Annotated in this window: 24 protein-coding genes and 1 riboswitch; of the genes, 11 read left to right on the forward strand and 13 right to left on the reverse strand. The window is 39.0% G+C overall.

Features of this window, described 5'->3' with window-relative positions; genetic code table 11:
* Positions 1–56 precede the first annotated feature (56 nt).
* Positions 57–169: riboswitch (SAM riboswitch) on the forward strand.
* A 256-nt stretch (positions 170–425) separates the two neighbouring features.
* From B3E00_RS09600 to B3E00_RS09610, 3 genes are read left to right on the forward strand one after another with little or no spacing between them, the layout of a single operon-like run.
* Positions 426–1736 (forward strand): O-acetylhomoserine aminocarboxypropyltransferase/cysteine synthase family protein, encoded by a 1311-nt coding sequence (locus B3E00_RS09600; protein WP_293879214.1) that lies wholly within the window; start codon positions 426–428, stop codon positions 1734–1736.
* 35 nt (positions 1737–1771) lie between these two features.
* On the forward strand, positions 1772–2815 hold the full coding sequence (locus B3E00_RS09605) for a homoserine O-acetyltransferase family protein (protein ID WP_293938304.1): 1044 nt from the start codon (positions 1772–1774) through the stop codon (positions 2813–2815).
* A gap of 38 nt (positions 2816–2853) precedes the next feature.
* Positions 2854–4035, forward strand: coding sequence for a homoserine dehydrogenase (locus B3E00_RS09610; RefSeq protein ID WP_293938306.1), 1182 nt, complete (start codon positions 2854–2856; stop codon positions 4033–4035).
* A 64-nt stretch (positions 4036–4099) separates the two neighbouring features.
* Here the strand turns inward: B3E00_RS09610 and B3E00_RS09615 are convergent, their stop codons facing one another.
* Complete coding sequence (locus tag B3E00_RS09615) at positions 4100–6430, reverse strand: GH92 family glycosyl hydrolase (RefSeq protein ID WP_293938308.1); 2331 nt, start codon at positions 6428–6430, stop codon at positions 4100–4102.
* 352 nt (positions 6431–6782) lie between these two features.
* Between B3E00_RS09615 and B3E00_RS09620 the strand changes: the two genes are divergently transcribed.
* Complete coding sequence (locus B3E00_RS09620; RefSeq protein ID WP_293938310.1) at positions 6783–8117, forward strand: hypothetical protein; 1335 nt, start codon at positions 6783–6785, stop codon at positions 8115–8117.
* 64 nt (positions 8118–8181) lie between these two features.
* On the opposite strand, the gene B3E00_RS09625 is transcribed toward B3E00_RS09620, so the two are convergent.
* Complete coding sequence (locus B3E00_RS09625) at positions 8182–8916, reverse strand: GntR family transcriptional regulator (protein WP_293879222.1); 735 nt, start codon at positions 8914–8916, stop codon at positions 8182–8184.
* Positions 8917–9009: 93 nt separating this feature from the next.
* Here B3E00_RS09625 and B3E00_RS09630 point away from each other — a divergent pair, with 93 nt between their 5' ends.
* Genes B3E00_RS09630 through B3E00_RS09640 form a run of 3 tightly spaced genes read left to right on the forward strand, consistent with a single transcriptional unit; the run spans position 9010 to position 13487 of the window.
* The gene (locus B3E00_RS09630) at positions 9010–10347 is read left to right on the forward strand and encodes a sugar porter family MFS transporter (protein WP_293889062.1); all 1338 of its coding nucleotides are present in this window, start codon (positions 9010–9012) and stop codon (positions 10345–10347) included.
* Positions 10348–10400: 53 nt separating this feature from the next.
* Positions 10401–12155 carry a class I mannose-6-phosphate isomerase gene (locus B3E00_RS09635; RefSeq protein ID WP_293938312.1) on the forward strand — a complete coding sequence of 585 codons (1755 nt, stop codon included), beginning with the start codon at positions 10401–10403 and terminating at the stop codon, positions 12153–12155.
* A gap of 30 nt (positions 12156–12185) precedes the next feature.
* Positions 12186–13487 carry an amylo-alpha-1,6-glucosidase gene (locus tag B3E00_RS09640; RefSeq protein ID WP_293938313.1) on the forward strand — a complete coding sequence of 434 codons (1302 nt, stop codon included), beginning with the start codon at positions 12186–12188 and terminating at the stop codon, positions 13485–13487.
* Positions 13488–13746: 259 nt separating this feature from the next.
* Here the strand turns inward: B3E00_RS09640 and B3E00_RS09645 are convergent, their stop codons facing one another.
* Positions 13747–14382, reverse strand: a complete 636-nt coding sequence (locus tag B3E00_RS09645; protein WP_293879230.1) for a nitroreductase family protein — start codon at positions 14380–14382, stop codon at positions 13747–13749.
* A gap of 288 nt (positions 14383–14670) precedes the next feature.
* Between B3E00_RS09645 and map the strand changes: the two genes are divergently transcribed.
* Together map and B3E00_RS09655 are read left to right on the forward strand one after the other, a co-directional pair.
* On the forward strand, positions 14671–15432 hold the full coding sequence (gene map / locus B3E00_RS09650) for a type I methionyl aminopeptidase (RefSeq protein ID WP_293938315.1): 762 nt from the start codon (positions 14671–14673) through the stop codon (positions 15430–15432).
* Between the two features lie 523 nt (positions 15433–15955).
* The gene (locus B3E00_RS09655; protein WP_209574378.1) at positions 15956–16738 is read left to right on the forward strand and encodes an alpha/beta fold hydrolase; all 783 of its coding nucleotides are present in this window, start codon (positions 15956–15958) and stop codon (positions 16736–16738) included.
* 77 nt (positions 16739–16815) lie between these two features.
* Here B3E00_RS09655 and B3E00_RS09660 read toward each other — a convergent pair whose 3' ends face one another.
* The 7 genes from B3E00_RS09660 to B3E00_RS09690 all read right to left on the reverse strand — a co-directional run bounded on the left by B3E00_RS09660 (position 16816) and on the right by B3E00_RS09690 (position 22139).
* Positions 16816–18114, reverse strand: coding sequence for a cryptochrome/photolyase family protein (locus tag B3E00_RS09660; protein WP_293938317.1), 1299 nt, complete (start codon positions 18112–18114; stop codon positions 16816–16818).
* 155 nt (positions 18115–18269) lie between these two features.
* Positions 18270–19325, reverse strand: a complete 1056-nt coding sequence (locus B3E00_RS09665) for an NAD(P)-dependent alcohol dehydrogenase (protein ID WP_209574381.1) — start codon at positions 19323–19325, stop codon at positions 18270–18272.
* Positions 19326–19567: 242 nt separating this feature from the next.
* Positions 19568–19798, reverse strand: coding sequence for a hypothetical protein (locus B3E00_RS09670; RefSeq protein WP_293879239.1), 231 nt, complete (start codon positions 19796–19798; stop codon positions 19568–19570).
* Between the two features lie 7 nt (positions 19799–19805).
* Positions 19806–20114: a hypothetical protein gene (locus tag B3E00_RS09675; RefSeq protein WP_293879241.1), complete on the reverse strand. Its 309-nt coding sequence runs from the start codon at positions 20112–20114 to the stop codon at positions 19806–19808.
* Between the two features lie 127 nt (positions 20115–20241).
* Positions 20242–20829, reverse strand: a complete 588-nt coding sequence (locus B3E00_RS09680) for a TetR/AcrR family transcriptional regulator (RefSeq protein WP_293879243.1) — start codon at positions 20827–20829, stop codon at positions 20242–20244.
* Between the two features lie 186 nt (positions 20830–21015).
* A complete protein-coding gene (locus B3E00_RS09685) occupies positions 21016–21696 on the reverse strand; it encodes a hypothetical protein (RefSeq protein ID WP_293938318.1) in 681 nt (226 codons plus the stop codon).
* 248 nt (positions 21697–21944) lie between these two features.
* Positions 21945–22139, reverse strand: a complete 195-nt coding sequence (locus tag B3E00_RS09690) for a hypothetical protein (RefSeq protein ID WP_293879247.1) — start codon at positions 22137–22139, stop codon at positions 21945–21947.
* Positions 22140–22425: 286 nt separating this feature from the next.
* Between B3E00_RS09690 and B3E00_RS09695 the strand changes: the two genes are divergently transcribed.
* Both B3E00_RS09695 and B3E00_RS09700 read left to right on the forward strand, forming a co-directional pair.
* Positions 22426–22626 carry a YqaE/Pmp3 family membrane protein gene (locus tag B3E00_RS09695; RefSeq protein WP_293879249.1) on the forward strand — a complete coding sequence of 67 codons (201 nt, stop codon included), beginning with the start codon at positions 22426–22428 and terminating at the stop codon, positions 22624–22626.
* Positions 22627–22818: 192 nt separating this feature from the next.
* Positions 22819–23268, forward strand: coding sequence for a hypothetical protein (locus tag B3E00_RS09700; protein ID WP_293879251.1), 450 nt, complete (start codon positions 22819–22821; stop codon positions 23266–23268).
* A 68-nt stretch (positions 23269–23336) separates the two neighbouring features.
* On the opposite strand, the gene B3E00_RS09705 is transcribed toward B3E00_RS09700, so the two are convergent.
* The 3 genes from B3E00_RS09705 to arsC all read right to left on the reverse strand — a co-directional run bounded on the left by B3E00_RS09705 (position 23337) and on the right by arsC (position 25769).
* Complete coding sequence (locus B3E00_RS09705; protein ID WP_293879253.1) at positions 23337–24545, reverse strand: DUF1266 domain-containing protein; 1209 nt, start codon at positions 24543–24545, stop codon at positions 23337–23339.
* 29 nt (positions 24546–24574) lie between these two features.
* Positions 24575–25228, reverse strand: a complete 654-nt coding sequence (locus B3E00_RS09710; protein ID WP_293938319.1) for a hypothetical protein — start codon at positions 25226–25228, stop codon at positions 24575–24577.
* Positions 25229–25415: 187 nt separating this feature from the next.
* Positions 25416–25769 carry an arsenate reductase (glutaredoxin) gene (gene arsC, locus B3E00_RS09715; RefSeq protein WP_293938320.1) on the reverse strand — a complete coding sequence of 118 codons (354 nt, stop codon included), beginning with the start codon at positions 25767–25769 and terminating at the stop codon, positions 25416–25418.
* Positions 25770–25779: the final 10 nt, after the last annotated feature.

Below are 25779 nucleotides of genomic sequence, written 5' to 3' on the forward strand. Positions count from 1 at the left end.
TGTGTCGTCTTCGAAAGAAGATTTCTAATCAACACCTTCCTTAATCAGTAGGTCTTGATTTATAAAGAAGTGGCGAGAGACTGGCTCAATGACCCACTGGCAACCTTCAATTTGCTTGAAAAGGTGCCAATTCCTGTCCAAAATAATATCGTTTTGGAGCATATAAATGATATAAGACAATGCTTATTAAATTACTGAAATCCATTAAAAATTCAGGTTCAATACAACTGAACCTTGCGAACAGCAAAAGTGTACTACATCGTAAAAAAGTATCGATGCGAATGCGTATGCATACACACTTCCCTGCTTGTTAAAAATCATTTCCTTTTTCTTGGATAACGATTTGACAGACCTTCCAAGTAGGTGTGTATGCTTCTCTTTTACCTTTACAAATTCTTTTTTGAAACCTTAAAATCTGATCTATTATGTCTTCTAACAAAAATTTGAAATTCGAAACACTACAGGTTCATGCTGGCCAAGTCGCTGATCCTACCACAGGATCCAGAGCAGTTCCTATATATCAAACAACATCTTTTGTCTTTGAAAATGCAGAACATGGGGCCAATCTATTCGCATTAAAACAGTTTGGAAACATTTATACCCGGATCATGAATCCAACTACGGATGTATTTGAACAACGGATTGCAGCTTTAGAAGGTGGTGTTTCCGCAGTCGCAGTTGCATCTGGTCAGGCAGCGCAGTTTATTGCATTAAATAATATTCTTGAAAGCGGTGACAATTTCGTTGCAGGGTCCAACTTATATGGAGGTACATTCAATCAATTCAAAGTTGCATTTAAACGGCTAGGTATTGAAGCTCGTTTTGCCACCGATGCTGAAGCTGATAAAATAGAAGCGCTCATTGACGATAAAACTAAGGCAATCTATGTCGAAACAATAGGGAACCCAAGCTTCAATATTCCTGATTTTGAAAAAATTGCCGCTGTAGCCAAAAAATACGATTTGCCATTAATTGTTGACAACACATTTGGAGCTGGGGGTTATTTATTTAAACCTTTAGAGTATGGCGCAAATGTGGTCGTTGAATCGGCAACGAAATGGATTGGTGGGCATGGAACAAGCATTGGCGGCGTCATCGTTGATGGAGGTAACTATAACTGGGGAAATGGGAAGTACCCACAATTTTCTGAACCATCTGAGGGCTATCACGGATTGGTCTTTTCAGATATTTTTGGTGAAAATGGCCCATTTGGCAATATACAATTTGCAATTCGCGCGCGTGTAGAGGGATTGAGAGATTTTGGACCAGCACTCTCTCCTTTCAATTCATTCTTGTTGTTACAAGGCCTTGAAACATTGTCTTTACGTGTACAACGGCATGTCGACAACACGTTGGAAATCGCTAGATGGCTTGAGGCCCACCCTCAGGTAGAAAAGGTAAATTATCCAGGATTAAAAAGCTCTCCAAGCTTCGCTAATGCGCAAAAATATCTTAAAAATGGGTACGGCGCAGTGCTTTCTTTCCAGCTAAAGGGCGATGCAGCACAGAAAGCCAATGACTTTATCGACAGTTTAGAATTAATCAGTCATTTAGCTAATGTAGGCGATACTAAATCGCTGATTATTCATCCAGCCGCAACGACCCACCAACAATTGAGTGACGAAGATCAAGCGCATGCGGGTGTGTTCAAAGGACTATTGCGCCTGTCAGTGGGAATAGAACATATTGATGACATCAAAGCAGATTTACAGCAAGCTTTTGATAAAATCAACTAATTAGACTTTAGTCGGCTATAAAATTTAAATGTAAAATGAGTAAGCATATTTATCTGCACCCGAAGCCTTTTGTATTTGAAAATGGACGAGAGCTTACTGATTTACAAATCAGTTATGAGACGTTTGGCAAACTTAATCCAGATCGCAGCAATGTGATCTGGGTATGTCATGCCCTAACGGCCAATGCAAACGTCTTGGATTGGTGGCCGGGCCTTTTTGGAACCGATGACTTATTTGACCCGAGCGGCTATTATATCATCTGCGCCAACGTCATTGGGTCGGCCTATAGCAGTAGCAACCCATTGTCTATTAACCCATCCACTGGGCACCCCTATTATCTATCATTTCCGGAGTTTACGGTAAAAGATTTGGCCTGTGCACACCAATTTCTTGCTGACCATCTGGAAATCAAGCGTATTAACGTTCTGATCGGGGGCTCATTAGGGGGGCAGCAGGCATTGGAATGGGCGGCGTCCAACACAATCGCAATCGATCATTTAATCGTCGTTGGCACAAATGCTGTTCATTCACCATGGGGTATTGCATTCAATGAGAGCCAACGCCTTGCCATTACAACCGACCGCACCTTTTATGCCAACCATCCTGATGGCGGTGCTAAGGGACTAAAGGTGGCACGTTCAATGGCATTGCTGTCGTACCGTAATTATACAACCTATAGTAATACGCAGAGCGAAAATGATAATAATAAGCTAGGCGACTACAAAGCGTCATCTTATCAAAACTATCAGGGGGAAAAATTAGTAAACCGCTACAATGCTTACAGCTATTATTTCCTGACTAAAGCAATGGATAGCCACAATTTGGGGCGCGGTAGATTGTCTATTGAATCTGCATTAGCAAGCATTAGCTGTCCAACATTGGTATTAAGTGTCAATACAGATTTATTGTTTCCTCCACAAGAGCAACAATTCATAGCACAGCATATTCCCAATGCTCGTTACGAAGAGATTGAATCAACCTATGGTCATGACGGCTTTTTAATCGAAACAACAAAACTAACGGAAACTATTAGCCACTTTCTGAGAGCGGAGAAAGCATGTGTTCCTGAATTAGTATAAGAGATTGAACAATATAATAAGAGAATATAAGAAGAGATATGAGCAATAAATTAACAATAGGGATGTTTGGATTTGGTGTTGTAGGCCAAGGTCTTTATGATATTATCAAAACCAAAAATCTTAATCTGGAAATCAAGAAGTTCGTCATTAAAAACGGTAATAAAAAACGCTCGCTACCAGCGGAGCTGTTTTCTACTGACGCGGAGGCAATTTTAGGTCATCCAGAAATTAATACTGTTGTCGAACTGATTGATGATGCCGAAGCAGCTTACCAACTAACTGTTCGCGCACTGAAATCGGGAAAAAATGTGGTTTCAGCCAATAAAAAAATGATTGCGAGCCATTTGGAGGAACTGGTCGATATCCAGCATGAATATGGCACAAGCTTATTGTATGAAGGTGCTGTTTGCGGAAGTATTCCCATTATCCGGAATTTAGAAGAGTATTATGATAATGAACTACTCCACTCTGTTAGTGGCATTTTTAATGGATCTTCCAACTATATTCTATCTAAAGTTTTCAATGAAAATCAGCACTATGCAGATGCTTTGAAGAAAGCACAGGAACTCGGATTTGCAGAAACAGATCCAACCTTGGATGTAGGTGGATTTGACCCCAAATTTAAAGTATGTATTGTTGCTTCACACGCGTATGGGATCTATGTCAAACCAGACGATGTCTTTAATATTGGTATAGACAAACTCGGGCAACAAGATATTCGTTTTGCAAAAGAGAAAAATTTCAAGATCAAATTGATACCGACTGCAAAAGAGATTGACGGCGACAAGGTTGTACTTTATGTATTACCACGTCTGATAGGTAAAGACAGCATGCTCTATAATGTGGAAAATGAAAACAACGGTGTATTGGTTAAAGCGGCATTTGCAGACGAACAGTTTTTCTACGGTAAAGGGGCGGGTGGTCATCCAACTGGTTCTGCAGTATTGTCAGATATTGCAGCCCTTCGTTATGGATACCGTTATGAATATAAAAAACACTTAGAATCCAGCACATTAAGTTATAGCCAAGATTATTTAATCAAAGTCTATTTGAGATATGCTGACGATGCACTGATTGAAAAGTTAAACTTCAGTGAAATCACAGAACGATATTACGCATCAGATTTCAAATATGTAATCGGTCATATTAATCTTCAACAAATTGCAGCTCATAAGGCAGATTTGGATCAAGATGGCAATTTTATTGCCGAAATCGCGTAGGCAATCAACAAACCAACCTACCTGAAAATAGCCCCGAATGGGGCTATTTTTTTATTGTTTAAATTTAGTTACCTTTCAACTTGAGCTCTAAAATCCCACCTTCCATCAGACGTTCGAAAGGAAGTTGCCAACCTTTCCACGGGCGATTATTCCACCGAACCTGATCCACAATATAATTATTGGGCTGCTCTTTAGTCACCTGAATTATAAATTTATTTTTTCGCAATTTCTCCGGTAATTGTATCGTTACCCGATCGAACAGAGGTGCGCCAATCTGAAACGCTGGCTGTTCGGTGGTTAAGCTCCGTACATCAAATAGCCCTATACTGGATAAGACATACCAAGCTCCGAGCTGGCCTTGGTCTTCATCCTGTCCATAGCCATAGCCGTGTAGGGCATCCGTACCATAAAATTCATTGCAAATTGCCCGAACCCATTTCTGACTTAGGTCAGGTCTACCAGAAAAATAGAACAGCCAAGAGATATGCAGGTTCGGTTGATTACCATGATTATAGAGACTTTCAATTCCAGCAAAAGCATCAATATGGGTGCCCCCTCCAAAAACGTTCTTCTGTGACACCGTAAAGATACTATCTAATCGTCGGTTGAATAAATCCTTTCCTAACAACTTAACCAATTCTTGTGGAACATGCGGAAGGTAAAACGTATATTGCCAAGCATTTCCTTCCTGAAATCCACGCCATGATGCATAAGGATTAAAGTTTGATATAAATTTCCCTACACTATCCTTTGGGCGCATAAACTTCGTTGTGGCATCGTAAAGCGTGCGCCACCCGTCAGATAATTCCTGAAATTTAACATAATCTTTTTGGTGCCCCAATGATTTTGCAAATTGTGAAGCGGCTCCGGCTGAAAAAGCATATTCCAATGTGTGGGAGGCGCCAAACGGAGAGCCGCTAGTCATTAATTCCGGACTCACACTATTGTCTTCAATATAGGGCGAATAGCCTTTACGGACAAAGACTCCGACATCTAACTTACCTGCTCCTGGCAGACGGTCCTTCGCTTCCAATTCATTTTTGCGCACCGCAGTATAAGCAAGATTCACATCATAGTCACGAATACCCACATTATAGGCCGCTGCAATTGCCAAACCCGTAAAATTAGTTCCTACACCCGAAACGTATTTACTGTTGGCAATACCGTCTCCTAACCAACCTGCATCGCGATAGACCAACAATTGACTCTGAATCCAGTCGTTGTAATAGTCTGGATACGCAATAGACCACAACTGTGTCAAATTCCAAAATGCGCCCCAGATAGCATCGGTATTATAATGATGATGAATCGGTTGCCCTTGCTTATTTAGGGCAATCTGCCCCACCGAGCCGTCATTTTTGGGATATGCACCATTTACATCGCTTGCAAGCCCACGGCCAAGTAAAGCATGATACAATCCGGTATAAAATTTAATGCGGTCGTCTGCTTTTCCCCCTTCCACCAAAATTCTTCCCAGTTCACTATTCCAGGTTTGCAAGGCATTATTCTTTGCAGCATCAAACGACATATCCTTCGCCTCTTTAAGCAAATTCAGTTGTGCGTTTTCTACAGAAGTATAAGATAAACCCGTCTTGATGTATATTGATTCGCCTGCTTCAGTGCCAAACTTCAGATATACTCCAGCTCCTTTTCCTTTTATGCGCGTATGTTGGTCAAAAGTTATAGAATCTCTAAATGTCCCAAAAGACTTCGGTTGTTTATTGATCTCCGCAAAGAAAAACATTTTGACCGTAGCCCCCTGCTGATATTTTTGTACGTATACAGGATTGGTGACTACATAGCCCCACACGTGTTGTTTGTCGTAATTGACCTCAGCATCCACGACTGGCCCACTTTCCCCCATCACATGGCCAATATCGAAAATAAGGTTGGCTTCTTCCGTTTTTGGAAAAGTATAGCGGTGAAAACCGACACGCTTCGTTGCCGTAAGCTCAGCAAGTATATTATAATCTTTTAGCTTGACACGGTAATAGCCAGAAGTGGCAAATTCATCCTTCTTGTCAAAATCGGAACGATAACCGCTTTGTGGACGATCAAGTTGACCGGGCATTGTCTTCAATTTTCCAACGGATGGTGCAAATACCACTCCGCCTACCTGAAATTCGTGAAAATTAGCAAAGCCTTCTATTGAAGTATGCCTATCGTCATAACCCACGGCCTCCCAGCCCGACTTGTTCCCATAGCTTCCATTTGTGCTCGGAGCGAGCTTAGCCATTCCAAAAGGTACGGCTGCTGGTGTATAAAAGAAATATCGACTATGGACGGATCCAATATTAGGTTTTACAAAAACGGTCAAATCTGTTTTCTGCTGTGCGAAAACAGCCGCCGTACTCACATATAAACTACAAAAATAATAAATGATACGCTTTACCATTGTTCTCAATTAGGTTCTACAGCAAACTTACAAAAAAATACAGTATGTATAAACATGAGTTAGATTTTCTTACCTAATTTAACGACTTAACAGATTACATCGCAACGCCTAAATTTGTAAAATTTTAAATACTAATCAAATAAAACACTGTTAAAGTCTATATACTGACATTTTTCCATAACTTTGATTGTACATACATATTAAAATATAACCAGTAAATAAATTCAAAAAAAATACACATCGAACGGCTGATCTTCGATCACAAGCCTGAAATAAATACAAATTAACGTTGAAATAAATACCAATGATTGACAGGTACACTTGTCAATCCATTAATTACAATACAACCACAATGAAAAAAAACACCACATTTTTTAGTCTAATACTTCTGTTACTCGGAACCCAACTATCAGCACAACAAACAAAACCAGACCGTATCGCGCAACTTAAGTTAGCAAAAAGCATTCTAGCGGATCAAAACCTAAAATATGTGGACAGCCTTGCCCGAGAGGTCATCAAAGAAGGTTTCAATGCGGGAAGTGGCTACTCACAAATTTGGGCCAGAGATCTCAATACATTCATCGAAACCGCATTGGAAGAGCGGTCCCAAACGGACATTAAAGGGGCTATTTTAGTATTTTTTAAGATGCAACAGCCCAATGGCGAAATGGTAGACGGCTATGTACTAAAGAAAGACTTTACCTGGCATGATGATACACCCTATTATTCAAAAAACGCTCCTGATCATGTGGGTTTTAAAAACACGGTAGAAACCGACCAGGAAACGTCACTCATCCAATTGTTGGGTAAATACATAATAAAATCAAAGGATTACAGTATCTTGGAGGAGTCTATCGGTGGAATTTCTGTAAAAGACCGTATCCAACTTATGTTGGATTATCTGAAAAAGGAACGGTTCAACCAAAAGTATCAGCTACTTTGGGGTGCGATGACAGCAGATTGGGGAGATGTACAGCCCAACGACAGCTTTGGTTGTGATTGGAATGACCAACTTTCCAATGAGGCAATCGATATTTATGACAACGCGATGTTTATTATTGCATTGCAGACCTTAATTGAAATCCAGCCCAACTCTCCCAAGGTGGCGGAATGGAAAGGATTAAAAAAGAGTCTCGAAACGAACAGTAGACGTTATTTATGGGATAAGAAAAAACAAAAATTCATTCCGCACATATACCCTAAGACATCACCTATTCCTAAAGCATTTGATGAAAATACGATCCATTATCATGGCGGCACCGCCATCGCTATAGAAGCGGAGCTAATGACACCTTCAGAAATAAAAACAGTCAACAAACAAATGCTTGAAAACGTGCGGTTATCTGGCATGCCGAGTATTGGATTGACCTTATACCCAACCTATCCAGTTGGATTTTTCATCGGCGGAATGGCTCAGCCTTACCAATACCAAAATGGTGGTGATTGGACCTGGTTTGGCGGACGGATGATCCAGCAACTCGTTTTAAATGGCTTTTATCAGGAAGCCTATACCGAACTCCAACCGATGATCGATCGGGTTGTGAAAAACAAAGGATTTTACGAATGGTATGGTCAAAATAACGTACCCAGTGGATCAGGAAAATTCAAAGGTTCAGCAGGCGTGCTGAGTAAAGCAATAACTCTCCTAGAAAGCTGGGCTGAAACTACCCTGGAAAAGAATCATTAAAAGAATAAATAAATTAGCTATTCACTCATCCAATTGATCCATTCAAAAAGGATGAGTGAATTTCCTAATAATCTCTTCTGCTTTCGACAGTATAGGTAAAACTTTCCGCGCGGTAGAACCCCAAATTATATTCAATAGGCTTCCCAGATTGGTCAAATACAAAGCGCTTGCGGGACAGAATAGGATCACCGATATTAATCTCCAATTTATCAGCTATAAATTTATTCGCGGCCATCGCATCCAGCTCTTCCTGAGAAAGATCTGCAATGACATGATAATCTGCTTCTAAGATCTCATATAAAGGTCTCTTAAAATCTTCATCGCCGTTTAAACCTATACGCGGATGGAAGTAAGAGATAAAATAAACAAATGGGTCATCTTTCTTTCCTCTCAGACGTTCTAGTTTTAATAGCTTTTGGCCCTCATCTACATTAAAAAACTTCGAGACTGCTTTGTCCGGAACAACCCAGCTGACGTGAAGCTCAAAATTCTTTACCTCAATTCCTCGGTTTTTCATCTCTTGTGAGAAACTCAGCCAATTCTTGGATTTGGAACTAAATTTGGAACTAGCCACCTTCGTGCCTATTCCCTTCTTTCTAATGAGCAACTCCTCGTAGACTAGTTTATTGATCGCCAAACGCAAAGTAGAACGGGAAATTGCCAATCTTTTTGCTAATTCAATTTCGTTGGGCAATAACTTACCCTCTATATATTCAGGCTGCTTGATTAATTCGCGTAACAGATTCTCTGCTTGTATATGCAGCGGAACAGGGCTTTTATGATCTATTTTTAAATTCATCAGTTGGATTGCTTGTGCTAAAATAAGATTTTTTGAATAATTAAAAAAATAGATATATGTTTGTATGTATATACATATTAATATAAACAGCAGATGTCAAAGAGATTTATCATCATTTTATGTATCGTTTCACTTGGAGGACTCCTTTTCGGTTTCGATATGGCTGTAATTGCAGGTGCATTGCCATTAGTAAAGCAATTTTTCGGACTATCTCCCGCTCAAGAGGGCGTTTTTGTCAGTTCAGCCTTGCTAGGCTGTATTTTTGGTGTATTTTTCACAGGACCATTAACAGATAAATACGGCCGAAAACCAGCGTTTGTTACTGCTGCACTGCTCTTTTTATGCTCAGCAATTGGCTGTGGATTCAGTCCTTCTTATAGCATATTAATTGCAAGTAGAATCATTGGGGGCTTGGGTGTTGGAATAGCATCAATTGTTGTCCCCTTGTATCTCGCGGAAATATCGCCAAGTAAATTTAGAGGAAGATCAGTCACCTGTTACCAACTCGCTATTACATTCGGTATCCTTTTTGCGTATATCAGCAATTATTTGATTCTCGAATATAGCTCTGCACAGCAAAATGAACTCTGGCGAACTATGTTTTTAGTTGGTGCAGTACCGGCTTTATTGTTATGCATCGGAGTTTACTTTATTCCTGAAAGTCCACGTTGGCTATCTAAAAATGGGCGGAACACGGAAGTTGCAGCAATCAGTGACGCATTAGGACTATCGGATATACAAGAGTTCGGCAACGTTTCCTCGAAGGGAAATCTACGTGATCTCTTCTCGCCTATTTATCGCAAGGCCTTCCTATTGGGCTTATTCCTTCCTTTATTTTCACAGCTGAGTGGCATAAACGCAATTGTCTACTATGGTCCGAGCATATTGCTTGAATCTGGTATTTCATTAAATAATTCCTATCATGCTCAATTATTCTTTGGAGCCGCCAATGTGTTATTTACTTTCTTTGCCATCTGGAAGGTTGACAATTGGGGTAGACGTCCCTTATATCTTTTGGGAACGGTAGGGGCTACCCTGAGTTTGCTGGTTACTGGATATCTTTTTAATCAAGGTCAAGTCAATAATATCGCATTGATTATCGCTATACTTTCGTTCTTATTTTTCTTTGCTTTTTCCATTGGCCCACTAAAATTTGTCGTCGCAGCCGAAATCTTCCCTAATGCCATCCGGGCTCGTGCCATGGGTATCAGTATTATGGTGATGTGGATTTCCGATGCGACCGTGGGGCAACTAACGCCTATTCTTCTCGCTTCCTGGGGCGCCTGCTATACGTTCTGGTTGTTTGCACTTTTCTGTGCCATCGCATTCCTTGTCGTACTTGTATTCCTTCCGGAAACAAAGGGCAAACCTTTGGAGGAGATTGAAAAATTCTGGATTGATAAACACTACAAAAAATCGACAAACAAGTAAGCAAAAGCTATTTGCTCTAGCATTATTCATTGGCAATAAAAATTTACATCAAAATGTATTCCAATACGCAAACCAAAACTTTTCAGTACGAAATCACACCGAAGTTTCCGGTTCAAGGAACATTATCAAATTCCTACCCGAATCTTGTTGCACATCTCATTACACATAATATACATAGCATTGATGGTTTTGTAGGTGTTGACTGGGATACAATTATCCCCAACCTGAAGCAAGAACTTGAAAAACAGGGCCTAGCCCCACGATTTATTGCCATGGATTCAGCTTTAAAAGCCGAATCAGCGATCCAGGAGCTTGTCGGACCATACCTCGGTGGCGACGATCCATTATTTGGAAAAAAAGCCAGGATTCAACTCATTGAATGCTTTGACACCCAAAAGCTTGCGGACCTTCAAAACATACGAGCAAACTCCGAATCAAGACAAGCTGAGTATACCATCTTTTATGGCCCTGGAGCATCGTTAGTCGATACGTCTAGTCAGCTGATGTTTATTGATCTGCCCAAAAACGTGCTAATTCAACGTATGCGTGCGGGAGAAGCTTTAAATTTAGGTTGTTCAACACAGACCAATCAAAAGGAAACCTACAAGCGTTACTATTTTGTCGACTGGGAAATATTGAATAGACATAAAAGGTCCATCCTTTCCCGTGTCGAAATTCTTGCCGATCAACAATCGTCCCATAGCTTACCATGGATCACACGGAAAGATCTACGCGATACGTTGCGAGCCATGTCCCAAAATTACTTCCGCGTACGACCAACTTTTGAACCCGGCGTATGGGGTGGACAGTGGATGAAAGAGCACCTTTCAGGCATAGATCAGCATGTCAAAAACTATGCGTGGTCCTTCGAAATGATTGTCCCTGAGAATGGCATTTTGCTCGAAGCAGATGGACATACACTCGAAATTTCATTTGATCAATTGATGTTTCAAGAAAGTGCCAACGTACTGGGGCATGCACAGCAACGTTTCGATGTTGAATTCCCAATACGCTTCAATTTTCTGGATACCTTTAATGGCGGCAACCTATCCATTCAATGTCACCCTAGTCCAGCCTATGCAAAAACAGAATTTGGAGAAAACTTTACACAGGACGAATCATACTATATCGTTGATAGAAAAGAGGACGCACAAGTGTATCTGGGCTTTCAGCAATCCATTGATGCAGACAAATTTCGCTCAGCTTTAGAAGAGAGCTTCCATACTGGAACAGCCATAGATATCGAGCAATACGTTCAAAAATTCGAATCCAAGAAACACCAATTGTATTTGATACCACACGGTACCGTACATTCTTCCGGCGTGAATAATCTCGTACTCGAAATCAGTGCAACACCTTACAATTATACCTTTAAAATGTACGACTGGTTGCGTCCGGATTTAGATGGGAAACCACGCCCATTAAATATTGATAGAGCATTCGCCAACCTCAATTTTAGCCGAAAAGGTGATGTCGTAAAAAACACACTACTCGCTCAGCCCACTGAAGTAGCCCTTGATGCGCAAGCAACAAGAATACATTTGCCAACGCATGAAGATCATTTCTACGATGTTTTTAGATACGAATTCGATGAGGATGTTGCAATTGAAACACAAGGACAGTGTCACATCATGATGCTTGTGGAGGGGGAGGCAATTGAGCTGACGACAGCAAATGGCATGAAGAAAGTCTTTCATTATGCAGAGACTTTTGCTGTTCCTGCTGCTGCTGGATCCTATACATTGCGTAATTTAGGAAACGATAAGGCAAAGGTTATCCAATCTTTTGTCAAAGAATCCAAATGTTAATCAAACCATTTACTATAAACTAACAGCACAATGGGAACTATATTTTTTGCATTATCTTCGTCTCTCCTATTACTGTCCTGCCAAAATGCTGGCGGTAAAGTTTCGACAAACAATTTACAGGACAGCATCCAAAAAGACAGCAGTTTCAATCTTGTAAAAGATATGGCTACGAACGTCATTAAAAGTGGATTCAATGCGGGGGATGGATACAGTGAGGTGTGGATTAGAGATTACAATACATTTATCACCTTAGCAACAAAAGTACATCCCCATGAACAGATCAAAGATCAATTAGCTTTGTTTTTTAAGCTACAAGGTCCTGATGGTAATATTGCCGATGGTTTTGTCAAAAAATCCAGCTTAAAAAATGGCGTATCGGACTATTATACCATCACTAGTCCCTTAGCTCCTGATTATGCAGCACACAAAAATACAGTTGAAACGGACCAGGAGTCTTCTTTAATCCAAGCGGTACATAAATATATCGCTGCAACGAAAGATAAGGCTTTTCTCGATGGAAAAATTGGAAATTCGACTGTAAAGGATTGCATGGAGCATGCTTTACAATTTTTATTGGGCAAACGTTATAATGCTACTTATGGTTTACTTTGGGGAGCAACTACGGTCGATTGGGGTGACGTTCAACCTGAACACGATTGGGGTGTCCACCTCGATGAAAATTCGCATATTGCTTTGGACATCTACGACAATGCAATGTTTTTGATCGCGCTTGACAATTACATGGATCTTTTCCCTGAGAAAAAAGAAAAGTGGGGAAAAATCAGAGCGTCTATAGCAAGTAATACCATGAAACACCTTTGGGATGAAAAGAACCAAAAGTTTATTCCCCATATTTATATCAAAGGCTCTCCTTTTGCGGCTGATTTTGATGAAAATCAAATCTATTATCATGGTGGAACAGCAATTGCTATTGAGGCTAATTTGCTCAGCAAAGAGCAAATAAAAGTTTCATTGGATAAAATGATTAAAAATGTAAAGGACGCTGGTGCAGCAACAATTGGACTTACTGTGTACCCGACTTATCCGGCAGGCTCGTTTAAGAACAAAGGCATGTATCCTTACGGTTATCAAAATGGTGGGGACTGGACCTGGTTTGGTGGTCGTATGATTCAGCAGCTCGTTAAAAATGGCTTTCAACAGGAAGCTTATACGCAAATACAGCCGATGCTTGCCCGTGTTATCAAAAATAAAGGTTTTTATGAATGGTACACAAAGGATAACAAACCAGAGGGTTCAGGAACTTTTAGAGGTGAAGCAGGTGTTCTTTACGATGCCATCGAATTATTGGAAAATATAGAAGCAAAAAGATAAACGTTTCAACAAATATGCGCCCTTTTCTTCTAAACACTTTTGAATGCAAGTTTATCTTCTATCTATAATCACTTCGCATTCGCTGTAAAGGCAATTACGTTGGAAAAATAGAATTATTTTAGCCGTTGGACAATAGTAAACCTAAAAATGTCTGCACGATACTCAATCGCATTGCTCATCAATTTCAATAGCATTAAGAGCGAAAAAAAAGCGTTTCAAAAATTATTTGAAACGCTTTTCAGTATGCTAAAGCGACTGCCTAGGTAAGTTCGATCAAAAACTCTTCTTTTGGAAGTCTAAACTTTTTCAATTTCAACAACCAGTCTTCCCCTTCCATACGATATCCCAAAGGGAGCATGGTCGCGCTCTTCAACCCAAGTTTGTCCAATCCTAGCAATTGATCTAACTCCACATTTGAAAAACCTTCCATTGGTGTTGCATCAATACCTAGTTCTGCTGCTTGCGCAATTGCCAACCCAAAAGCAATATAGGCTTGTTTTGCCGCATGCGCAGCCTGCTGCTCTTCGGTAAAAGTCGCCAATTGTGCTTTTAAGTTATTCTTATATTCATCTGTTGTATCAAGTGGTAAACCACGTGATGCATTCATTTGGTCAAAAGTGCTGTCAATTCGCTCGTCAGTATATTTATCCCATCCTGCAAATACCAGCAAATGCGAACTATCAGCAACAATCTGTTGCCCCCAGGCTATGGGTACTATTTTTTCTTTTAATTCCTGATTTTTAATCACGATTACACGAAACTGCTGAAGACCCGAGGAACTGGGTGCCATTCGTGCAGCTTCCAAAATCTTGTCTACATCTTGTTGAGCGACCTTTTTCGAAGGATCGTATTTTTTTGTGGCATAGCGCCACTCCAGATTATCTAACAAAGCCATTTTTTCCAATTTAAATGATCTATAGCAACTCATTAAAGTTATGTAAAGATACATAAAAAATCAAATGTCTAAACATCAAATTTCAGGGATCAAACTGTTGACATTCTTAAATATGCTTTACCATCCGTCCTCCGTAACCTTAGTTGTTAAAATGTCGTATATTTGCTTTGAATAGGAATTAAATCGCTGTTTTAATCGAATTCAATTAAGAATTTTATATCGGTTTATATTCCAATAGAACCACATGTTCTGGGAACAGATCTTACATGTTCACAATAAATATTAGCGATGTCCATAACGAATGAAACCGAATTAACAGGCATGCAAAAAGCTAGCAATGCTGTTGCAAAGACGTTAAAATCCATGATAGAATATGCTCAAGTGGGAATGTCTACGAAAGAGCTTGACGAATATGGAGCCGAAATATTACAAAGCATGGGTGCAAATTCTGCTCCAGCACTTACGTATGGATTTCCTGGCTATACCTGTATTAGTGTAAACAACGAATTTTGTCACGGAATACCGCATGCAGAAAGGATACTGCAAGAGGCTGATTTGATCAATATTGATGTATCTGCAGAGCTCGATGGCTATTGGGCTGATAATGGATGTTCCTTTGTTATCGGAAAAGATATACATCAACATGAAAAATTGGTAACAGCGTCCAAAGAAATTCTTCTAAAAGCAATCAATAACATCCGTGGCGGCGTAAAAATAGCAGACATTGGGCATCTTATTGAAACTGAAGCTAAAAAAAGGGGGTATAAAGTTATCAAAAATCTTGGTGGACATGGTGTAGGTAAAAGTCTGCACGAAGAGCCTGATGAATTGCTGAATTATAAAAATCGCTTCGACCAACGCAGGTTTCGTAAAAACACTGTGGTTGCTATTGAAACCTTTATCTCAACAGCATCAACTTACGCGACTGAACTCAGTGACGGCTGGACTATGGTTGGCGATAAGGGCGGTTTCATGGCTCAGCATGAACACACGATTCTGATTACTGATGGCTCCCCTATTATATTAACTGCAGAAAATGCAATTTTTTAGTTTTCAATAGCTAGATATTCTTCAACCATTTTGAATAATTTATTGAAAGCGACTAAAATGGGGCATTTTTTTAAACCAAGAATTTAGCCTATGAAAAAGTGTATAAACACTCCACTTAACCTGAGCGATGGTAAAAAAAATTAGGGGCCTCTCGTAAGAGAAAACCCCCAAATAATATATTTTTTATGGCTAAATTTATTAATAGCAAGTTCAATAATATCCTTTTAAGTGCTACTTTAGTAAAGATAGATTTTACTTTTCAAGAAAAAAGTGATGAAAATCACTTTTAATAAAAATTTATTCCCATTGTAAACAATCAACCTTTTGCTTCGCTGAGCGGCAAAGAATATATAGCCAGTAATGCCCTGCGAAATCTGACGAAAAGTGGCAATGATAATAACATGGAATGAACTTCTAAAGGGATAAATGTTTTACATAATTTGGTTCAAAAATTCAGCAACAAAAGCTAACTTCGCTACATATACTCATCGCATACAAATGAAAATTTGAAATTGGAGCTATCATGACATTGAAAGAACTACAACACAGTAAAATATATGGTGCAAATAATGGTGGAACGCCATTAATTGTGCTGCACGGTCTATTCGGAATGGCAGATAACTGGGGATCCTTTGGCCGTAGTTTCGGGGAGAAAAGACAGGTACATTTACTCGATCTACGTAACCATGGCCGTAGCTTTCACAGTGACGAAATGTCAATAGAAGTGATGGTAGACGACCTTCTTACTTATCTAGGGTCCATCGGAACAGATAAAATAGCACTTCTGGGGCACTCTTTGGGTGGAAAAGTGGCAATGCAATTTGCTATCGACCATCCAGAAAAAATTGAAAAACTGATTATCGCTGATATAGCTCCCAAAGCTTATCCTCCACATCATGAAGATATCTTCGATGCATTGTCTGCTGTAGCTATCACGACGTTAGAAACTAGAAAGGATGTACAAGATAAGATTGAGCACTATTTAAACGACCCTGGTGTTATCCAATTTTTATTAAAAAATGTATATATCAGAGCAGATCGAAAATTAGATTGGCGATTTAACTTGGATGTTTTAAAAAATAAATATACTGAATTTATAACAGTAGGGGTAAAATCAGGGATATATAGCGGCCCCACTTTATTTTTAGCGGGCGAGAAATCAAGATATATATTACCGGAAGATAAGGCAAAGATCAAGGAACAATTTCCAAATGCTGAGTTTAAAACAATACCTAATGCAGGTCACTGGGTTCAAGCCGAAAATCCACAGGTGTTTGACGCTTTTGTTGATGAATTCTTAGATTAGTAAATTCACAAATAGCCAATGTCTATCCCTGTTTGCCAGTTAGTAAAACCTGACGTTCTAGGCAGACATTGGCATTTTTATTTCAAAGCCGTTGAATAGGTTTTTATTGCTCGATCGCGAGCCATTTGGTGGTCTACCGTAGGCTGGCAATAATCTGCAGTACCAAATTCCGGTACCCACTTTTTTATATATTCCTGATTTTTATCAAACTTTTCCGCCTGCAGAGCCGGATTGAAAACCCGAAAATAAGGTGCAGCATCACAGCCACTCCCAGCGGCCCACTGCCAGTTGCCATTGTTGGCAGACAGGTCATAATCATTTAGCTTTTGAGCGAAGTAAGCCTCCCCCCACCTCCAGTCGACCAATAAATGCTTGCAAAGAAAACTTGCCACGACCATTCGTACACGATTGTGCATATAGCCTGAAGTATTCAATTGTCGCATGCCTGCATCGACCATGGGATATCCGGTCTCTCCCTTGCACCATTGCAGAAATTCCTCTTCATCATTCCGCCATGGTATAGTGTCGTATTGCTTTCTAAAGGATTCGGTAACGACATGGGGATAGTGATAAAGTATCTGCATAAAAAATTCACGCCAGATCAACTCAGATAACCATGTTGCATTATGTTTTAACGCAAATGCAACACATTTACGAACACTGATGGTTCCAAAACGAAGTGCTATCCCCAATTTGGTGGTACCCGTTAAAGCTGGATAATCGCGTGTTTCATCGTAATGGTCTATGATACTGGCATCCAGATGCGGTTCTTCAAAAATGAGGTCTGTTTCTAAGAAACCCATCTGTTTTAACGGAATGATTCGCTGCTGTTTTTGCTGAAAGAAAAATTCCGTTCCATAAGTATAGGAACGATAATCGTCGGGGCTCAATTTCTCCCGCCATTTTTTTGCATACGGTGTATAAACCGTATATGGCGTTCCATCATTCTTTAAAATGTCTCCCTTATCAAAAATTACCTGATCTTTTATAGCTTTGAAAGGAATTTCAATCGATTTGCAATATTCGAAAATTTCCTTGTCCCTACGAATTGCCTTCGGCTCATAATCTCGATTACAATAAACTCCCTGGATGTCAAATTTTTCAGCTAGGTTTTTAAAAATATTGATAGGTTTACCGTAAAATGTATTTAACGAGGCACCACTTTCTTGCAGTACAGCATTGATATGCGTTAGCGCTTGATGAATGTAATGAAGCCTACGGTCCCGTTTATCTTCCAATTGCTCCAAAATTTCCTCATCAAATATGAATATGGGCAATACAGGGATTCCAATCGTCAGCGCGCGAGCAAGACCGCTATTATCGTCTAAGCGTAAGTCCCGCCGAAACCAAAATATAGTAACTTTAATTTTTTCCATAAAATGACGAATTTTCCATTCCCTAATCTTAGCTAACAACTCTTCGGCACAAATGGTCAGTGCAGCAATTAGTCATCATTAATGCTATACAAACTAAACCATCAAGAGTAATAGATATGATGCCTGATGGTTCAGGGTTGAAAAATTATATTGGATTAGTTTTTCAAACTTGCCATATCGATAACAAACCTATATTTAACATCACTTTTCAGTAACCTGTCGTAGGCATGATTGATATCCTGCATTTTAATTAGCTCGATATCGGATGTAATATTGTGCTTACCGCAAAAATCAAGCATCTCCTGCGTTTCTGCAATTCCACCGATCATCGAGCCTGAAAAACTTTTACGCGTTGGAATCAGACTAAACGGAGCGACGGGTAATGGATGTTCTGGAGCACCGACAAGGGTCAGTGAACCGTCCCGCTTCAATAAACTTAAATAGGCATTGATGTCATGCTGTGCCGAAACGCAGTCTAAAATGAAATGTAATGTTCCCGCATGCTCTTTCATTTGTTCTGCATCGGTTGATAAGATGACTTCATCAGCACCTAACCGTTTAGCATCGTCGACTTTCGAAACAGAAGTTGTAATCACAACCACTTGAGCGCCCATTGCTTTGGCTATTTTGACACCCATATGTCCCAAACCACCAATACCAACTATACCAACTTTTTGTCCTGGTCCGACATTCCAATGTCTCAACGGGGAATAGGTAGTAATTCCGGCACACAATAAAGGAGCTGTTGCTGCGAGGTCCAAATTTGCAGGGATATGAAGCACAAAACCCTCATCCACCACTATGCGTTCGGAATAACCACCAAACGTCTGTTTGTTGAGATGTTTATCGTGTCCATTGTATGTTTGGATATTTCCATTTTCACAATATTGTTCCAGCCCTTCTTTGCAACTTTCACATTCACGACAACTATCTACCATACAACCTACGCCGGCTAAATCGCCGACTTTAAACTTGGTTACAGCATCCCCAACTTTAGTAATTCGTCCTACAATTTCATGGCCGGGTACATTTGGGTAAACAGTCCCACCCCACTCGTTTCGCGCTGTATGTAAGTCAGAATGACAAACACCACAAAATAAGATATCAATCTCGACATCTTTTCCAGTGACTTCACGCCGTTCAATAGCCATCTGTTGCAGCTCGGCAGCTGGTGCGCTTGTGCCAAACGCTTTAATTGAAAATGTACTCATACTTGATAAAATCGTTATATTATTTTTGAATAAATGCCTAAAATCCCCATAGCTCCTAAATCCATCCACGCGATAAAAATAACCACTGGATGTGAAAAATGTTTTGAAGGAATTAAAGTAAAAGTAAATAGTAACTTTTAAATTAGCATTATTCGAAGGCTCAAATTGCAGTTTCTTTATGGCTCATCACATACTGGGTTAAAAAGCACTTTAAATATACGAAGTGTTATAAACCAGATGCACTAATCAGTATCCTCTACTTGTACAAATTGCATTGTCAAACCTTGCTGCTGACATATATTCAGAATAGAGAATTCTAGTCGGCTACTCATCCGAAGGACAAGCAGAAATTGTTGGTCATCCAACATGAGATCAATATTTTTTATCTCAGGGAAACTCTGATAGAGAAAATGATAAATCTCGCTGGCTCTCCATTTTAGCTTGCGAGACAACGAATAAACTACTTTATACATATTTAGATTATTTCAAAATTTTAACGGCAATTTGTTGTAGGTGATGGCTCAAAAAGTGCATCTGCTTTAGTTCTTCAATGTCCCGGGCTAGTCGAACTTTTTTATTTTCATTTTCCAGCGCAAGAGCAAGCCCATCCAACCGCTCTACATCACTGTTGATTAATAAATAACAATCTATATCTGGATCCAACAGTCCCATAATCTCAGTACGGCCGGCTTGCTCTCCCTCCACCATAATCAAAATGCACCTTTCTGATGCAACACGCTTTACCGACTTGCCCACTTTTGCATTTAATGCCACAGTACTTTTCCCCATATATGTTTTTTATTAAAAGAGTTTAAAAATTAATATAGACATATTTTGTATTAATGTCGAATCAGAAAACAAAAAAACAGCAGGTATATTCCTCACTATCCAAAAAATTTTCCTTATTGTAAAACTATTAGCGAAGCCCCTTGACACAGATACTTGTTAGCCAAGAAAGTCGGGCTTCAAAATCTGGAAAACGATCAAAGAGTAAAACTTCCTGCTCAAAACAACGCGATGTGGTCACTAACATTTCCGATAAGAATAAGATGTCATTTTCGCCAAGTGGCTGAATCTCCTCTTTCTTAATGGCCAATTCAATCATTTCACGGATCAGCTTGATTTCGTCATCCAACATGTAACGCGTTTTTGAAACCATCAAAGCTGGATCTGACTTCATGTCTTCAAATGCGAGATGAAAACGCTTAGTGATTAAGTTGATTTGGCGCAATTTTGCCTGTAAAAAACCAACTAGGTTATCTTCCAATGTAGCATCTCTATGATATGTTTGACTCGCAACTTGAAATACTTGTTGACACAGGTACTCCGCAATTGCATCGAACACGTCCATTTTACTGGTAAAATAATAATACAAAGTGCTCCGCCCCTTTCCACAAGCTTTTGAAATATCCTGCATAGAGACTCTTGCAAATCCATATGTTTCAAACACTTTCATGGAAGATAAGATAATTTCTTCTCTAATATTTTCCTGTTGACCTGTCATTGTTCGACAAATATATAAAAAATGTCGAAAACAAAAGTTATATCATTATTTTTTTATTATGGGTATTGATTTCCTTTATCTGCTTTTGTTATTCTTTACTGTTCCTATTCTTTGGCGAATCGAGAAATGATGATAGATTTAAAGCTAGTGGATTTATCAAGACTGAGTGTCTAACCATTTGTACGTCTATTCATTGCCATGAGGGATATAATCTGGTAGATAAACGTGTTCTTTTCTCATCGTTTGGATATACATTTTACCGTAAATCTCCAAACGGATATCGACAATTTCAGTGATTGCAGGTTTATTGTCTTCATCTTCCCCGAATGAGAAAATCTGTTCTTCCCGTCTATTTTTTTTTAGTAAAAAATAATAAAAATCTTCGCTTTCCCAACCTTCTATACTGCCGCCGACATCATTCTGAAGCTTTAGTGCTCTATAGTTTTTTTGTAAATAGCGATGAATTTTATCAAAATCATCGCTATTTTTTGAGCTCTTCATCGCATTTAGATAAGCAAATTTACCACCTTGATCTTCCGCCATCGTTAGGGAAGGAAATGAGACTCCGTTAAAGAGCGCTATGGTATCTTTTTCTTCATTGTAAGAAACAGTGGCATAACGATATCCAAAATTTTTGACTGGCTTTAACTTTCTTGTCCCCCAACCACCGGTAGATTCCAGGTAAAATGCGGTCGGTAGACTGCCTTCCGAATTGAAAATAGCCAGGGTATCCTTTTTAAATATAGCAGTTTCAAAGATTTCCTTTAGCCTTTTTTTATCCATATTTTTAACATCTGCATGCAACAATTCCTCACTCCTCTTTATTTTGGGTTCATAAAATCTGGACACATTGAATGTTTTATCCATTTTTTCAAGTATCACCCTATCCCCGTTTTTCGGTTGACAGGAATACAGGATACCAGATAAAAAAATCAGACAAGATGTAGCTTGGAATAGAAAGTGAAATGGCCTCATGGGAATTATCAATCAAATTATTTTTTTGAGTTACGATTTTAATACGTCGTAAAGATCTTCAAACTAAAATAAATTTGTAGTTATTTGCAAATGAAATAGGGCCATATCGCCTATTATCTGAAGTCGTCGGGGACTTACAATCAGTCTTTCGGTAACAATTGATCGACGTATTCTCTTATCTCTTGTGGCAACATGAGGTAAACTGATGTTTTCAGATTTTCTTTACTCGGCACGCCATCGATAAAAATATTTTGAAACCCTTCATTGAGCCATTTTCCTTCATCTTCCAGGTATCCACTATATTTGTTGTTTAAATTTTCAATAATACTACTCATGTTTTCCGTCATTTATTCTATGTTAACTGCACCTACGCTATACGATAGGAAGATATCAACATTGGTGCCACTCCAAGCTAAAATTTTAAAATTTAATGATCAAATAGTATATTTTAAGTTTTCTTAACATTTACTTTTTCTGACAAAACGTAACCTTTACGCATTGCCTATTAATGCATTTAAACAGAGTAAAAAAGTAACGCAATTTGCTTTAGTCGATATTATTTTCGACTTTTATAAATCAATACGCTGATTTGTATTTTATTCTATAATTCACCGATTATTTATGATATTAATAGCAGTTTTACTTCCTTGGTTATCATTCTTTTTGCGCGGAAAGATCCTAAGCGGTATCCTCTGTTTGATTCTGCAGATGACCATACTGGGCTGGATTCCCGCAGCTATATGGGCAGTTGCATCCCGTGTCGATGGTAAGAATAAACAGCGCATACGAAGGTTGGAACGTTATATGCATCATGAACGGTAAAGCTTTAACACCCCCCACCTATAATTGATTAATCTAACTAGTAGGCAGCTTTCTGCATGTAAAATAAGAAAATAACTGAGCTGTATAGTTCATCTATAATAGGGTCTGAAGTCTCATCAATATATCTATTAAGGATGAAACACTGTGGTATATTTATTGTATGAACATCATGAAATTTAAAACCTGATTCATATGAGAAAATTAGCATGTATAGTAGCCGGCCTTGTTACTTTAGCCGCTTGTAACAATGCTCAAAGGGACAATGAAACCACACATTCAGCGACTGACAGCGTGAAAGGAGAAACGCCATCAATCGGCGGCAGCAAGGATGAGCACGGCTGTCTTGTATCGGCAGGACAAACATGGAGTGAGATCAAGCAGGGCTGTATCCAGGTCTTTACTATTGGCTTTCGCTTAAATCCGGTTGATGTAGAAAAAGGAAAAGCCGTTATAAGTGCCTTCGTTGTGCTAAGCGAAGATAAGTCAAAGGCAGAATTATTTTTACCTGAAGCCAGTAAAAATAACATTCTCCTAGATAAAGTTGATAATGACATTTACCAAAAGGATAGCTATCGATACGATGCCAAGAAATCAGTGCTCTATGTCAATGATGCAATCAAATATAAGGGTAACATTGAGTAGGACCATCGACCGAACCTTTGCGTAGATAAAGCTGACTGATTCGTACATTCGCCGAATCAGTTAGTGTTTTAACTTCCACAACTCAGATAGAACATCGGAATTCCCTCTTCATCTTTTTCAATTACATCCAATCCTTCAAAAAAGACATGGTCTCGGAGTTCTTTCTGAGCGATTTGTTGCTCCAATTGATAAAGCAAATCCAACGCCGTAAAATATCGGCTATTTGAAGACTTTAATTTTGCGCACAATTCTACCTGGTAAAATCCAGCGTGATTCTTATCTTCAGAAAAGGCCTCTATCTCATTGTCCAATAAATATTCATTTTCTTCTAAATCGTTCATACTCCGTATCCATACACGATAGCAGACCTCAATTTGTGCTTTGTCAACGACAATTTGATTCGGGATCCAATGATTCCATTTTTCAACTGTACCTTTTTGATACGCGTTAACTTCATTTTCAAATTCTTCGATATGAAGATATTTTTTCAGCTGGAATCTCCAAGTCAAATGTGTTAGTATTCCAGACGGGCTTCCTGCACGCCATGCTATATTATTCCAGGGACTTCCTTTCTTTTCCCTCAAATATCCGATGTATCTTTTCAAATAAGATTTCCTGATTTTGCTAGTTAAACCTACATGGTTCTCTCCTTCTAAAAAATAATCGGCAAATAAAAACCAATCACCAAAATGCTTTTTCGCATAGTGCGACAAATTCTTTAGAATATTTGAAGCCACAGGTTTTGAAAGGTACCCAGCGTCGGTTGCAGATGTAGTAATATAACTTATTATAGCAATAGCAAAAGCATCTACCCCTACTTTGGAAATGTTCCAAACATCTGTATCAATTTGACCATTTTTTTCCTCCAATGCGGTTCCTCTCTTTTCTATGCCAAGCAAATTAAAATATGAACTCAAACTATCGAGACAACTTTCCGTATCTTCGATAGCAAAGTCACTTTTTAACAGTCTGATAAAATCATTTTTGTATTGATCAATTTTTGGATAATTTCCAAATTGATATAAGTGAAGAGGATAGCTCCCGTCATCGCCGTTACTTCCGGATACGGTAAACCAGTCTCCAAAAACAATCACCCTAAATGCGGCTCCAAGTGCGTTACCAAACTGTTCTTCATAAGGAATACCCAAGATTATGTTGCTATCGATCAATGTGCTGTCAGCCTTTTGTTCCTCTCCAGCTTTCAAACTGAGTTCTTCTTTGGGCTCATTTACGCCAAGCTTCGCTGCATTTAATAATTCTTTAAAAAATTTCAACATAATCCTATGGCTATTAACTGCATAAAAACTTACTTGCTATACTTTGCAACTAAAGCATAATCATAAGGGATCTGCATGGATAATTCGCGTGCCTGCCAAATATCTCCTTCCGACGTTTGATAAAAGTCATAGGCATTTTTCATAAAATTCTCTCCGTTTGGAGCTTCAACCCAATCTTTCTTCTCTCGATTATACAGTAAAATCATGCAACTTACGCAGCGATAATAACCTGATATGTTCGGATTTTGATAACAGGTTCCAACTTTAATATTGATCTTTTGATTGATAATGACATCAGTCAATTTCCGATCTGTGAGATGAATTAATGCGATCTGCGCGTCTTCATGGTCTGGCGCCAACTTCGTGGCCACTAATCGTCCAAAATCGGCTTTTTTAATTCTTTCGATTTCCAATGCCATAAACTCCGGCGATACGCGATTTGTATCCACTGGATATAAGTCATTTTCTGGAGCGGCCGCAACCACATCGGTCATAGCGGATTCGTTTGTTACAGCAGCAAGAAGTTTCTTATTGTGTTCATAATTTCCCCAATCCGTCTTATCATACGTCATCCACTGCTGCATTTTATACAACAAAGTCTCGTTTTTATTGACTTTCACAAAAAAGGCTGTCACTAAAAATGCAATGAGCAAAATAAATAGTACAAGTAGTATTCTTTTCAAACCAAAATTATTTATTGTTAGTATGCTATATATTATTAAATGCGTGTAGCATCTTTCATTTGATGCTATAAATCTGCATATAATTATTCAATCAGTACATCTAGAACCTATATTAGGTCAAATTTTGACGATATTTGTAGCTCAATATTCAATATTTGAAATAACTTAAAAAAAAATTAAGCGATTGCTATGGTTTGATGGCAATGAGTTCTATGACTTTTTCAATCGGCCTGCCAATTATTGCGACACCGTCCTTTACCACGATGGGTCGCTCAATCAAAATAGGATGCGCGAGTAGCACATCTATCCATTGCTCATCCGTCAGTTGACGGTTTTGAAATTTCTCTTGAAACACCGATTCTCCTTTTCTAATGAGCTCAAAAGGTGTTATCCTGAGTTGCCCCAATAACTCGACTAATTGTGCCTTCGTCGGCACTTCATTAAGATAATCGTGTACCTCAAATTGAGCGCTATGCTTTTCTAACAGTTTCAGTACATTGCAGCTCTTGCTACAATGTATATTGTGGTAAATTTTAATCATGGACGCAACG

The organism is Sphingobacterium sp. UBA5996 (assembly GCF_002429765.1).
Lineage (GTDB): Bacteria > Bacteroidota > Bacteroidia > Sphingobacteriales > Sphingobacteriaceae > Sphingobacterium.